The organism is Streptomyces sp. NPDC026301 (assembly GCF_055567935.1).
The window spans coordinates 518279-530851 of record NZ_JBVHPN010000002.1 but is presented as its reverse complement, the minus strand read 5'-3'; the positions used below and the strand labels follow the sequence as shown (position 1 = coordinate 530851).

Annotated in this window: 14 protein-coding genes; 7 read left to right on the top strand and 7 right to left on the bottom strand. The window is 74.0% G+C overall.

From position 1 onward, the window contains the following. The first annotated feature begins 119 nt into the window (after positions 1-119). Both ACZ4MH_RS05480 and ACZ4MH_RS05475 read left to right on the top strand, forming a co-directional pair. The gene (locus ACZ4MH_RS05480) at positions 120-1214 is read left to right on the top strand and encodes an ABC transporter permease (RefSeq protein WP_351595647.1); all 1095 of its coding nucleotides are present in this window, start codon (positions 120-122) and stop codon (positions 1212-1214) included. Between the two features lie 76 nt (positions 1215-1290). Further along, positions 1291-1977: an ABC transporter ATP-binding protein gene (locus tag ACZ4MH_RS05475; RefSeq protein ID WP_351595644.1), complete on the top strand. Its 687-nt coding sequence runs from the start codon at positions 1291-1293 to the stop codon at positions 1975-1977. 101 nt (positions 1978-2078) lie between these two features. Here the strand turns inward: ACZ4MH_RS05475 and ACZ4MH_RS05470 are convergent, their stop codons facing one another. Together ACZ4MH_RS05470 and ACZ4MH_RS05465 are read right to left on the bottom strand one after the other, a co-directional pair. After that, positions 2079-2585, bottom strand: coding sequence for an indole-3-glycerol phosphate synthase (locus tag ACZ4MH_RS05470; protein ID WP_351595642.1), 507 nt, complete (start codon positions 2583-2585; stop codon positions 2079-2081). 166 nt (positions 2586-2751) lie between these two features. Continuing rightward, positions 2752-3618 (bottom strand): pyrimidine reductase family protein, encoded by an 867-nt coding sequence (locus ACZ4MH_RS05465; protein ID WP_467754140.1) that lies wholly within the window; start codon positions 3616-3618, stop codon positions 2752-2754. Between the two features lie 129 nt (positions 3619-3747). Here ACZ4MH_RS05465 and zapE point away from each other — a divergent pair, with 129 nt between their 5' ends. Beyond that, positions 3748-4830 carry a cell division protein ZapE gene (gene zapE / locus ACZ4MH_RS05460; protein WP_351595721.1) on the top strand — a complete coding sequence of 361 codons (1083 nt, stop codon included), beginning with the start codon at positions 3748-3750 and terminating at the stop codon, positions 4828-4830. Between the two features lie 176 nt (positions 4831-5006). Continuing rightward, the gene (locus ACZ4MH_RS05455; RefSeq protein WP_351595637.1) at positions 5007-6368 is read left to right on the top strand and encodes an alkaline phosphatase PhoX; all 1362 of its coding nucleotides are present in this window, start codon (positions 5007-5009) and stop codon (positions 6366-6368) included. 56 nt (positions 6369-6424) lie between these two features. Here ACZ4MH_RS05455 and ACZ4MH_RS05450 read toward each other — a convergent pair whose 3' ends face one another. The 4 genes from ACZ4MH_RS05450 to ACZ4MH_RS05435 all read right to left on the bottom strand — a co-directional run bounded on the left by ACZ4MH_RS05450 (position 6425) and on the right by ACZ4MH_RS05435 (position 8953). Next, positions 6425-6631, bottom strand: a complete 207-nt coding sequence (locus tag ACZ4MH_RS05450) for a hypothetical protein (protein WP_351595634.1) — start codon at positions 6629-6631, stop codon at positions 6425-6427. 26 nt (positions 6632-6657) lie between these two features. Next, positions 6658-7326 (bottom strand): ABC transporter, encoded by a 669-nt coding sequence (locus ACZ4MH_RS05445; protein WP_467754137.1) that lies wholly within the window; start codon positions 7324-7326, stop codon positions 6658-6660. After that, positions 7323-8201 (bottom strand): ATP-binding cassette domain-containing protein, encoded by an 879-nt coding sequence (locus ACZ4MH_RS05440; RefSeq protein WP_467754135.1) that lies wholly within the window; start codon positions 8199-8201, stop codon positions 7323-7325. Before ACZ4MH_RS05440 ends, ACZ4MH_RS05445 begins: the two co-directional genes overlap by 4 nt. Positions 8202-8275: 74 nt before the next feature. Then, positions 8276-8953 carry an AIM24 family protein gene (locus tag ACZ4MH_RS05435; RefSeq protein ID WP_351599590.1) on the bottom strand — a complete coding sequence of 226 codons (678 nt, stop codon included), beginning with the start codon at positions 8951-8953 and terminating at the stop codon, positions 8276-8278. A 97-nt stretch (positions 8954-9050) separates the two neighbouring features. On the opposite strand from ACZ4MH_RS05435, the gene ACZ4MH_RS05430 reads away from it, so the two are divergent. Then, positions 9051-9755, top strand: a complete 705-nt coding sequence (locus ACZ4MH_RS05430; RefSeq protein WP_351599591.1) for an aminoacyl-tRNA hydrolase — start codon at positions 9051-9053, stop codon at positions 9753-9755. 105 nt (positions 9756-9860) lie between these two features. Here ACZ4MH_RS05430 and ACZ4MH_RS05425 read toward each other — a convergent pair whose 3' ends face one another. Beyond that, positions 9861-10628: a nuclease-related domain-containing protein gene (locus tag ACZ4MH_RS05425; protein ID WP_351599592.1), complete on the bottom strand. Its 768-nt coding sequence runs from the start codon at positions 10626-10628 to the stop codon at positions 9861-9863. 218 nt (positions 10629-10846) lie between these two features. On the opposite strand from ACZ4MH_RS05425, the gene ACZ4MH_RS05420 reads away from it, so the two are divergent. Continuing rightward, positions 10847-11485 carry an NUDIX hydrolase gene (locus ACZ4MH_RS05420; RefSeq protein WP_351599593.1) on the top strand — a complete coding sequence of 213 codons (639 nt, stop codon included), beginning with the start codon at positions 10847-10849 and terminating at the stop codon, positions 11483-11485. Between the two features lie 163 nt (positions 11486-11648). After that, on the top strand, positions 11649-12311 hold the full coding sequence (locus ACZ4MH_RS05415; RefSeq protein WP_351599594.1) for a LysE family translocator: 663 nt from the start codon (positions 11649-11651) through the stop codon (positions 12309-12311). Positions 12312-12573: the final 262 nt, after the last annotated feature.

Sequence of the window (12573 nt, the reverse complement as noted above, 5' to 3'; positions counted from 1 at the left end):
CCCTTTCGATACCGGCGAAGCCGTCCCCGGCGCGATGCCCGGCACACCCCGTTGCGGCGAGGTTGGGAGCAGTCGCCGGGCAGCGGGCCCGGCACCGTGCGCAAAGGAGCTCCGAGGCCGTGTTCGTCGCCTGGAGGGACCTGAGGTTCGCCAAGGGGCGGTTCGCCCTGATGGGGACCGTCATCGTGCTGATCACCGTGCTGGTGGGGCTGCTGTCCGGCCTGACGGCCGGCCTCGGCCGCGAGAACACCTCGGCGATCACCTCGCTCCCCGCCGACCACCTCGTCTTCTCCGCGCCGGCGCAGGGCGACGACGTGTCGTTCACCGACTCGCACCTCAGTGCGGGGGCGGCGGAGCGCTGGGCCGGGGAGCCCGGGGTGGACCGGGCCGAGCCGCTGGGCATCGCCACCACGAAGGCCGAGTCCGGGGCGCGGAACGCGGCGCTGTCCGCCTTCGGGGTGCGCCCCGGCTCCCCGCTGGCGCCCGAGTCACGGCGGATCGCGCACGGTGCCGCCGTGCTCTCCCAGAAGGCCGCCGACGAGCTGGGAGTACGGGCCGGGGACCGCTTCACGCTGGCCGGGCAGCGGCTGCGGGTCGCCGCCGTGTCGGGCGAGGCGATGTACAGCCATACGCCCGTCGTGTGGACCTCGCTGGACGACTGGCAGCGGGTGGGCGGCGCCCCGGCCGCCGCGCGCGGTACCGGGGGCTCGACCGTCCTCGCGCTGACCACCGGGGGCGCCGGGGCCGGTGACCTCGCGGCCGCCGACAAGAAGCTCGGCACGAAGACGGTGAGTTCAGCGGACGCCCTGCAGGCGATCGGGTCCTTCACCGCCGAGAACGGCTCGCTGCAACTGATGCGCGGCTTCCTCTTCGCCATCTCGGCGCTGGTCATCGGCGCGTTCTTCACCGTGTGGACGATCCAGCGCAGCGGCGACGTGGCCGTACTGAAGGCGCTCGGCGCCTCGACCCGCTACCTCCTGAAGGACGCGCTCGGCCAGGCCGTCGTCCTGCTGGTCCTCGGTACGGGCCTGGGCACCGCGCTCGCCGCCGGGGTGGGCGCGGCGGTCGGCGGCACCGTGCCCTTCGTACTGGAGCCGGCCACCGTGCTGGTCCCCGCGCTGATCATGATCACGCTGGGTGCGGTGGGCGCCGCGCTGTCCATCCGCCGCATCACCTTCGTGGACCCACTGACGGCCCTGGGCAGCGCCCGATGACACCGAGCCACCACCGTCCCCGTACGGCGCCGGGCTCCCGCCCCCGTAACGCACCGACCGCCCCGTGGAGCACCCGATGAGCCTCGACCTGACCGATGTGACCCTCACCTACCCTGACGGCGGCTCCCGGCTGACGGCACTGGACGCGGTGTCGCTGCACGTGCCCGCCGGCACCATGACCGCGGTACTCGGCCCCTCGGGGTCGGGGAAGTCCAGCCTGCTGGCAGTGGCCGCCACCCTGATCACCCCGGACCGCGGCACCGTCACGATCGACGGCGTCGGCACCACCGGGCTGAGCCGGGCGCGGCTGACCGCGCTCCGCCGCGACAAGGTCGGCATGGTCTTCCAGCAGCCGAACCTGCTGCCCTCACTGACCGCCGCCGAGCAGCTGCAGGCGATGGCCCACCTGGACGGGCGCTCGCCCCGTAAGGCCGCGCCGCGCGCGAAGGAGCTGCTGGCCGCCGTGGGGCTCGCGGAGCAGGCGGACCGCCGGCCGCACCAGCTCTCGGGCGGCCAGCGGCAGCGGATCAACATCGCGCGGGCGCTGATGAACGACCCGGCCGTCCTCCTGGTCGACGAGCCGACCAGCGCGCTGGACCAGGAGCGCGGCGCGGCGGTCCTGGACCTGCTGACCACGCTCACTCATCAGCGGGCCACGGCGACCGTCCTCGTCACGCACGACCGGTCGCACCTGGGCGCGGTGGACGCGGTCGTGGAGGTACGGGACGGGCGGGTCGGTACGGGGGCGCCGGCGGGCGCCTGAGAGCCTCTGAGGGCTCTGTGAGCGACTGCGAGGGGCTGTGAGGGACTGTCGGCGGCCGGGGCGGCTCGGGCGGCCGGGAAGCCCGCTGCCGGCCTCCGCGGTCAGCTGCCGGCCGCCTCGCCCGCCTCCCCCGCCGGCTCGCCCGGCGCGTGCGCGAACAGCTTCAGTACGGGCACGCCGACCTTGTGGCGGGCGCGGGAGGCCCAGTCGCGGTGGAAGAACTCCTCGACGAAGTGCGGGGCGGTCAGCACGATCACCTCGTCCGCGCCCGTCTGGTCGACGACCGACCGCAACAGGTCCAGCGGATGGTCCTCGACCACCTGTCCGATGGCCTCGGCGCCCGCGTTCCGCAGCTGCAGCAGCGTGTGCGACAGGGCCCGCTCGGCAGGCGGCTCCGCCTGCGGGCCCTCGGGCTCGTCCCCCTCCCGTACCGCCTCGTCGAACTCGCCGAGGGCGACGTCGTCGATGGCCCGCAGCAGGACGTCCTGCTTGCCGCGCGGCTGCATGAGGACGACGAAGGAGACCTCGTCATTGCCGTGCAGCGTGGTGACGAACTCCACGTCGGCGGGCGACAGAGGCTTCTCGATCATCAATACGCTCGTGAACACGACGCGTGCCCTTCTTCTCCGCTTCATGGACCGCCACGGAGCGGTGGTCCGACAGAAACCATCCTGCCCCGTCCCAGGACGGGGCCTTTGCTCCTTCAGTGTGCCCAATGGAAGCTAAGCGGAACGGGAAATTCCGCCGAACGCCGCGGAGCTGTGATGAAACGGTTCATGGGCGGCGGTACCGGGTGAACAGGAATCCGTTTTCTTCGAGTACGGACGCGAGCCGGAACCGTTCCGGGACCGCCAGACCGGGCGCGTTCATGATCCGCGGCGCGTCACCCACCGTCACCAGCGGCGCGAGCGACAGGCACAGCTCGTCCAGCGCGCCCGCGGCGGCGAACTGGCCGAGCAGCCGCGGCCCGCCCTCCGTCAGCAGCCGGGTCAGCCCCAGGTCCGCGAGCGCGCCGGTCACCCGTGCGGGGTCCACCGCCGCGCCCTCCCCGACGAAGACCACCTCGGCGCCGGCCTCCCGCGCGGCCTGCACCCGGTCCTCGTCGGCGGCGGCGCCGGTCAGCAGGACCGTGGGCACCAGAGGCTGCGTAAAGAGGGGCAGCGAGAAGTCCAGGTCCAGGCTCGCGCTCACCACGGCGATCGCCGGCGCGGGCCCCTGCCCGGCCGCCGCCCGCCGCGCGGCGAACGCCTCGCGCGCCCTGGCCGGCCGGTAGCCCTCCTGACGCACCGTCTCGGCGCCGACGACCACCGCGTCGGCCAGCCCGCGCAGCACCCCGAAGATCCGCATGTCGGCGTCGCTGGAGAGCGGCTGCGAGCGGCCCTCATGGTGCGCGGCGCCGTCCACCGAGGACACCATGTTGGCGCGCAGCCAGCCGTGCGACGCCTCCGTACCGGCCGCTGCCGCGCCCGCCGCCTCCGGATACGCGTACGCCTCCGCCAGCTCCTCCAAGGTCCATTCCCGGTCTTCCATCCACTCCCGGTACCCGTCCGGCGGCGGCGACACCGCATCTCCGGCGGTTCCTTCGGACAGTGCGGTTCCGGACGGCACGGACTGGGCGGGAGAGGGGAACAGACGTCGCATAGGCCGCAGTGTGGCACGGAGACGGCCGTGTGACATGCCTCGCTCAGCGGTCCGGGCCGTGCCGTGCAGCGACTAGGCTGGAGCGCTGTGTCACCTTCCACGCCCTCGTCGCCCTCACAGCCCGCTCCGATAACCGGCCAGGCCGCCGCCGGCCCCTCGGACGACGCGGCCCCGGCCGCGCTCACCGCGCGCGCCCCGCACGTCCCCGCCGACCGGCTGGTCGCGGAGATGGTGCCGCCGCCGCGCTTCCAGAGCGCGCGCTTCGAGACGTACATCCCGGCCCCGGCGCAGCCCAGCCAGGCCGAGGCGGTACAGGTGCTCAGCTCCTTCGCGGCGAGCATCGGGGGCAGCGCGAGCCCCTCCGGGGGCAAGCGGCGCTGGTTCTCGAAGAAGCCCGCCGCACCCCAGGGGCCGCGCGGCGTCTACCTGGACGGTGGCTACGGCGTCGGCAAGACCCACCTGCTGGCGTCCCTGTGGCACGCCACGCCGGCTGCACCGGAGCTCAAGGCGTTCGGCACCTTCGTGGAGCTGACCAACCTGGTCGGCGCGCTCGGCTTCCAGGAGACGGTGCGCACCCTCAGTGGCCACCGCCTGCTGTGCATCGACGAGTTCGAACTGGACGACCCCGGTGACACGGTGCTCGTCTCCTCCCTGCTGGCCAAGCTGGTCGAGCACGGCGTGGCACTGGCGGCCACGTCGAACACGCTGCCGGGCAAGCTCGGTGAGGGCCGCTTCGCCGCCGCCGACTTCCTGCGCGAGATCCAGGGCCTGAGCGCGCACTTCCGGCCGCTGCGCATCGACGGCGAGGACTACCGCCACCGCGGGCTGCCCGAGGCGCCGGCGCCGTTCGACGACGAGACCGTCACCCGGGTCGCGTACGCCACGCCCGGCGCCTCGCTCGACGACTTCCCCGGCCTGCTGGACCATCTCTCGAAGGTGCACCCGAGCCGCTACGGCGCGATGTGCGACGACATCCGGGCCGTCTGCCTGACGGACGTACAGGCGGTACCGGACCAGTCCACGGCGCTGCGCCTCGTGGTGCTGGCCGACCGGCTCTACGACCGCGAGGTGCCGGTGCTGGCGTCCGGCAAGCCGTTCGACGAGCTGTTCAGCGAGGAGATGCTCAACGGCGGCTACCGCAAGAAGTACTTCCGCGCGATATCCCGGCTGACGGCGCTCGCCCGGGACGCGAAGCAACTGACGGAGAAGTAGGGCCCGCAGAGGCAGGGCCGGAGCAGTACGGGAGCGGGGCCGCGGCACGGCCCGGAGACGGGCCCCGCGCCCTTCAGGGGTGCTCCACAACACTCTACGCGCGTGGTTCCCGGCGGCGTTGTGACGTGGTACACACGTGCGGTCACATCACCTGTCCGCCAGCAGGGAGTTGCCTCATGTCCGCAACACGACGTCAGATCCTTGCAAGAACCGGCGCTGTGGGGGCGGGAATCGCCTTCTCGGGCGCCGTCTCGGAGATCTTCGCCGGTACCGCCGTCGCCCAGTCGACGGGCCGGAGCGGTTACGGACCGCTGGTTCCCGACCCCGACGGCCTGCTCGACCTCCCGAAGGGCTTCCGCTACAAGGTGCTGTCCCGTGAGGGCGCCCCGCTGCCCTCCGGTGAGGGCAAGGTACCGAGCAACTGCGACGGCATGGCGGCCTTCCGAGGCCGCGGGGGTCACACGCACCTGGTGCGCAACCACGAGAACCGCCGCAAGTCCCGCTCCGCCGTGCCCACCGTGCCCGGCATCACCTACGACCCGATGGGCGAGGGCGGCTGTACCGCCATCGAGGTCGACGCGCACAACGAGGTGGTCTCCGAGCGGGTCGCCATCGCCGGTACCTCCACCAACTGCGCGGGCGGCCCCACCCCTTGGAACACCTGGCTGACCTGCGAGGAGACCGAGCTCAAGGCCGGCGAGGAGGGCTACACCAAGGACCACGGCTTCATCTTCGAGGTCGATCCGTACGACCCGCGGCGCACCGGGGCCGTCCCCCTCACGGACATGGGCCGCTTCCAGCACGAGGCGATCGCGGTGGACCCCCGGGACGGCACGGTCTACGAGACCGAGGACGCGTTCGACAAGCCGTTCGGGCTCTTCTACCGCTTCCACCCGAACAAGCCGCTGGGCGGCACCGGTTCGCTGCGCGCGGGCGGCCGGCTGCAGGCGATGCGCGTACCGGGGGTGAAGGACCTCTCCGCCATCAAGGAGACGGGCGCGACGTTCGACCGCATCGAGTGGGTGGACGTCCCGGACCCGCTCGCGAAGCAGACGCCCATCCGCTTCCAGGACTTCGGCACGAAGGGCATCACGCACGCCCAGAAGCTGGAGGGCTGTTACTGGGGCGGCTCCTGCGTGTACTTCGTGTCCAGCTTCGCGCACCGGGACCAGGGCTCGGCCGCCGACCACTACGGGCAGGTGTGGCGGTACGACCCGAAGCGGCGCTCTCTGACGCTGGTGGTCGTCTTCGGTCCGGACAGCGATCTGCAGCTGCCCGGCGAGTCTCCCGACAACATCTGCCTTGCGCCCAGCGGCGGCCTGATGGTGTGCGAGGACGGGGACGGCGCTCAGCACGTCTTCGGGCTGACGCGGCAGGGCGCGGTGTACCCGATGGCGCGCGGCCGGCAGAACATCGGGACGCCGGAGAAGCCGGAGTGGGGCGAGTTCGCGGGCGTCACCTTCGCGCCGGACGGGCGCACGATGTACGTGAACTGCTACACGCCGGGGACGACGTTCGCGGTGACGGGGCCGTTCTGACCGTACTCACCGCCCTCCGGGGCTGAGCGCGCGCACCGCCCGTACGGGCCGACCGACTAGCCCGAACAGGCGGTGCGCTGGGCTTCCTGCCACTCGCAGACCGGGCACAGGACGATGCCCGGGGTGGACTCCGGGTACTCGGTGGGCTCACGGCACAGGACGCACTCGGCGAGCGGCGCGTCTTCGGGCACGGCGTTCGGCGCCTCTTCGGGGGCGGCCTGCGGCGCGTCTTCGGAGGCGGGGTGCTGGGTGGCGGGCGGCATGGTCCCGAGCCTACTGCCGTCGCCGCTCAGGTACGCCGGGAGCTGAGCGCGCAGGCCGCCGCGACGGCCGCGGCGGCGATCAGGGCGGCGGCGGCCAGCGGCAGCCAGGGCACGGTCACCGTGCCGTGGGCCGAGCCGGTGACCAGGCCGCTGACCGCGGCGTTCGCGGGCGAGGCCGCGGTGACGAGCAGCAGCAGGGCGGCCAGCGCGCCCGTGGGCACCGCCCACCCGGTACTGCGCAGCACCGGCCAGTTGGCCAGCGCGCCGGCTGCTGTGCCCAGCAGGACGCAGGAGAGCGCCGTGAGCGCCCCGGCGAGGGTCGCGGGCCCCAGCGGTACCGCGGTGCGGTGATCGGCGCTGTGCGGGTCGGAGACCAGCGCGACGAAGCCCGTACCGAGCGCCCCGAGGACCGTCGTGGTCAGTGCCGCGGTCAGGACGGCCGCCAGGTGCGCGCGGCCGGGGCCCGCGGCCGCCGCGGTGCAGGCCCGCGCCGCGGGCGGTTCGCCGGTCACGCCGGCTCGCACCAGCCACACGGCCACGGGCAGCAGCGGGGCCGCGGCGTAGCCGAACCCGTCGAGCACCGGATCGCCGGCCCGGATGCCGATCGCCACGAAGGCGGCGTACAGGAGGGCGGGCGGCAGCCAGCGGTGCGAGCCGATGAGCAGCGCGAAGTGGTAGCGGAGCAGCGGGATCACAGGGTATCGGGCCTCGGTGCGGTCGGCGCGTGGCGGGCGCCCTCGGGGGCCACGGCGTGGATGTGCCAGGGCGGGCGGGCTGTGAGGAGAGCGCGCAGCAGCGGGTCGGAGTGCGCGGCGGGAACGGTGAGCCGGGTCGTGCCGTCCGGGCCTGGCCCGGTAACGGGCGCGCCCGGGAGGCCGGGCGGCGGGGCGGCGCCGGGCGGGCCCTGCGCCACCACGGTCACGCGCGGCCCCGGGGTGGCGTCCGTCGCGTACGAGTGCGCGTCCTGCGGGCGCAGGCCCGCGTCCACGACCCGGTAGCAGGCATGCGCGGCGCCGGCCAGGCGGGCCGGGTCGTGGTCGACGAACACGACGGTGCCGCCGGCCGCGACGCGCTCGGCCACGGCGCGGTCGAGCGTGCCGCGCGCCGTGCCGTCCAGGCCGGTCCACGCCTCGTCCAGGACGAGCAGTTCGGGCTCGGCCAGCAGCGCCTGTACGACGGCGACCTTCTGGCTGGTGCCCTTGGAGAGCTCGGCGAGCGGCGTACGGGCGTGCCCCGCCGCCCCGAAGCGCTCCAGCCACTCGGTGGCCCGGCGGGCCGGCGCGGCACCGCGCAGCCCGTGGACGCGCCCGAGATGGCCGAGGTACTCCAGGGCCGTGAAGGGCAGGGCGGCGGGGAAGCGCTCCGGTACGTACGCGGCGCGCGGGCGTCCTGTGACGCGGCCCGTACTCGGTGCGTCGATCCCGGCGAGCATCCGGAGCAGCGTGGACTTGCCGCTGCCGTTCGTGCCCTCGATGCGCAGCAGGGACGCGCGCGGCACTTCGAGGTCGACGTGACGCAGCACCCAGGGGCCGCGCAGCCCGTAACGCCGCCCCACGTTGCGCAGCTTCATGCCCGTACCTTGTGCAGCTTCATCCCGGTGTTCGCCTTCGTGCCGGTGTCCGACTCAGTGCCCGGTCCCGCGCCTCAGCCGTTCGACGCCTGGCTGGGCTTGGCCTCGCTGGGCCGTACGATCACGAATCCCTCGCCGTCCAGGCGCAGCTGGACGGCCTCGCCCGAGCCGCCGCGGATCATCGACCCGACGCTCTGCGAGCGGTGCAGCGAGGTCTTCAGGGCGGCGCTCCAGCCGACCACCGCGTCGGTGTCCACGAAGACCGGCAGCTGCGGGCTGACGGGGATGACGATCGGGTTGCCCTCGCACATCACGCCGAGCTGGCCGTGCCCGGTGAACACGGAGTTGAAGAGCCCGCCGCCGGTCATTCCGGCGCCCTTCACGACCTTTATCTCGTAGGACAGCGTGGCGTCGAAGCACAGGATGTTGCGGCCGTTGAGGGTGATGCTGTCTCCGGGGGCGAGGTCGACGATGAAGCAGTTCTGTGCCTCGTGCGCGAACCACACCTCCCCCTGGCCGCGCACGGCCATCAGAGCCAGCCCCTCACCCGTGACCGCGCGCTTGAGGAACTTGCCCACCCCCTGGCCCTGCTTCTCGAACTGCAGGTTGCCGCGGAAGGCGACCATCGAGCCCTGGCGCGCGTAGCACTCGCCGTCCACCACGTACTTGACCGACTTGGCGTTCTGGAGGGTCATGCCCGGGGCGGTGGCCGCGGTGACCAAGTTCTCGGACGAGAAGAGTTCGCTCTGCATGGTGAGGATGATCGCCCGGAACGTTCCCCTCCGCCAAGGAGGCCCGGCAGACGGCTCCGCGCCGGGGATTGTCAGTGCCTGCTGGCAGACTGAAACCGTGAGCAGCACCGAGACCCACAGCACCGGTAATACCGAGACCGACCGCGACACGGCACCGCAGTTCGTGCTGCCGCTGGTCGTCCGGATGGAGAAGGCCGCACCGCCGGCGCGTACGGACGCGCTGGAGACGGCGGCGCGGGCGGTCCTCGTGCTGCTCTCGGACACGCGCTCGCTGGACGAGGGCGAGTGGGCCGCGGCCGTGCGGGACTGGCAGGACGCCCGCATCCGCAAGGTCGTACGGCGGGCCCGGGGCGCGGAGTGGCGCCGCGCGACGGAGCTGCCGGGCATCACGGTCACCGGCGATTCCGCCGAGGTGCGGGTCTTCCCGCCGGTGCCACTGGACGGCTGGCCCAAGGAGCTGGCCAAGCTCCAGGTGTCGGGTACGGAGCTGGACGACCCGGAGCCGCCGGGTGCGCCCGACGCGGCGGGGCCCGTGCTCTGGCTGAGCCCGGAGCTGGAGATGTCGGCGGGCAAGGCGATGGCCCAGGCGGGCCACGGCGCGCAGCTTGCATGGTGGGAGCTGTCCGGGCCCGAGCGCGCCGCCTGGCAGGCGGCCGGCTTCCCGCTGTCGGTGCGCACGGCGGAGCCGGACCGGTGGGCGGAGCTGACCCGCAGCGGCCTGCCCGTCGTCCGCGACGCGGGGTTCACGGAGATCGCCCCGGGTTCCTGCACGGTCGTCGCCGATCACCCGGCGCTGCGGTAGCCGCGGCGGACGGGACGGAAGGGGGGCGGAAGGGGGCGGATGAGGGACCGAACCGAGCGATGAGGCCACCCGGCCCCAGGCCCCGTTCCCCGTGATGGGCAGGCCTCAAACCCCCTGCCACGTGCGGCGGTTCCGGGCGACGGTGTGGACGCGGTCGGCGGTCGCGGGGGTCAGTACGCCGCCGATGGCGCCGAGCGCGGTGACCGCCTGCGCGCCGGCCACGAGGCGTACGTCCGCGTCGTCGCCCTTCGTCTCCGCGTCGCCAGGAGCCTCCGGCCCGGGCTGCTCCGGCAGCCGCTCTATGTGGCGCGGGCCGACGAGGACCAGTACGGGACGGGCGGGCACCGGGAAACCGCAGCCGCGGCTCAGGGCGTACGTCGCGCGCTCGGCGCGCTGCCGGCTCCGGCGCACGTACGGCTGCGGGCGCCGGCCGCGCCCCGGGCGCACGTCGGTGGCGTCGGCCCGTACGCGCGCGGCACGCACGTACTCCGTGGCGAGGCAGAAGACCCCGCCCGGCCCGATGAGCAGGTGGCTGATCTCGCTGCCGGGCGGCAGCGGCAGGGAGTGCAGCACGTGCCAGCCGCCGCGGCCCAGCCGCTCCAGCTCCGCGCCCACCGCGCACTCCGCGGCGAGCCGGCGCCGCCACTCGTCCTGTACGGGCCGCCGGCCCAGGAGCCGGGCCGCGAGGAGCGCGGGGCCGTCGAGGGGGTGAGCGGCCAGGTGGGTGCGGAGCACTTCCCCGGGGCGGTTCGGTGCGAGATCGTCGTCCGGCGGCAGAAAGAGCCGGTCGGGGTCGTCCGGCGGCAGGGAGAACCGGTCCGGGTCGTCCGGCGGCAGGAAGAACCGGTCCGGGTCGTCCGACGTCGGTTCCACGGACATCACCCCTCGCGCCCTCGTGCACCCCTCGCGCACCCCTCGCGGGACTCGCCTCCGGCGGGAGACCGCCGCGGCGCCGGATCCCGCCCCTCCCCCCATGGGACCAAGAGCCTGCGGCCCGGGCAAGAGCGAGTGAAGGTACGCAGAAGGAGCCGGTGAACGTCCACACAGGGGTGGGAACAGGCGTCCGGTCGTGGTACATCGTGATGATGCCGATGTCGACGTTGAAGGAAGCGGACCTCGCGGATCCGTCCCGGCTCGAAGCCGCCCTGCGCGCCAACCTCGCGGCCTTCGAACGGCGCGAGATCGCCGTGCCCGAGGGCGTGCGCCGCGCCGCTGTGTGCCTCACCGTGCTCCCGTACCGCGACGAGCCGCACGTCCTGGTGATCAAGCGGGCGCCGCGCGGCCGCAACGCCGGGCAGTGGGCGCTCCCCGGCGGCCGCCTGGACGAGGGCGAGACGGCGGAGGCGGCCGCGCTGCGGGAGCTGGCCGAGGAGACCTCGGTCGACGCCGGCCCCGAGGAGATCGCCGGGTACCTGGACGACTTCCGTACCGACTCCGGGTTCATCATCACGCCGCTGGTCGTCGTCCCACGCGGGCCGGCGCTGCCGCGGCCGGCCCCGGACGAGGTCCAGTCGGTGCACCACGTACCGCTGCGGCGGCTGCGGGAGCCGGACCTGCCGCGGTGGGTGACGGCCCCGGACGGCGGGCCGCTGCTGCAGATGCCGCTGCGCCCGGGGATGGTGATCCACGCGCCGACCGGTGCGCTGCTGTGGCAGTTCCGGGAGGTGGCCCTGCTCGGCCGCCCGACCCGGGTCGACACGGTGACCCAGCCGGAGTTCACCCGCCGGTAGCCGGGACCGGGCCGGACGCCCGGCGACGCAGACCGGAGGCCCCGCAGGACGAGCCGGGGCCCCGCAGCACGAGCCAGGGCCCCCGCAGCACGAGCCGGACGCAGAACCAGCCGGACACCCCGCGGCCGTCGTGGAGTCCGCCGGAGCACGTACCGTTCTTTACATGCTCACCTCACTCCTCGGCTTCACGGTCGTCGCCGCCCTGCTGACCGTCTCCCCCGGTCCGGACTTCGCGGTCGTGCTGCGCACCGCGCTCGGCTCGGGGCGGCGCGCCGCGCTGTGTTCCGCGCTCGGCATCGCGGCGGGCTGCTTCGTGTGGGGGCTGGCGGGCGCGGCCGGGCTGACGGCGATGCTGTCGGCGTCCCGGGTCGCGTACGACGGGCTGCGGATCGCGGGCGCCGCGTACCTGATGTGGCTCGGCTTCCAGGCGCTGCGCAGCGCGCGGCGCACCGCCACGGCGACCGCCGGGAGCAGCACGGCAGACGGCACGGTGGACAGCGCGGCGGCCCCCGAGGAACCGCAGACCCCGTGGCGCGCCTTCCGCACCGGGCTGCTGACGAACGTGCTCAACCCGAAGGTCGGCGTGGTGTACATGTCGCTGCTGCCGCAGTTCATCCCGCACGGCGCGCCGGTCGTGGCGACCACCCTGATGCTCGTCGCCGTCCACGCCGTACTGGGCGTCGTCTGGCTCGGCAGCGTCACCCTCGCCGTGCACCGCGCGCGGGCCGTCTTCCGCAGGCCGCGCGTCCGCCGCCGCCTCGAACAGCTCACCGGCACCGTCCTCTTCGGGCTCGGCGCCGCGGTGGCCGCCGAGACGGCCCGCTGACGCCGCGCCGGCGGCACCGGCCCCCCGTACGCTGCGGAAAGACGCGCAAAGACGGGGAAAAGCTCAGATCCGGCTCTGAACCCGGTCCGCCGATGGTTCGTCCTCCGCAGAGGGGTGATGAGTACGGAATACGCGGAGTCGGGAGTGGAGGGGGACCATGCAGCAGCCAGGGCACACCGGCCACCGGGGGCAGCAGCCAGGGCGCACCGGCCACCGGGGGCAGCAGCCGGGGCGTACGGACCACCGGGAGCGGCGGGCACGC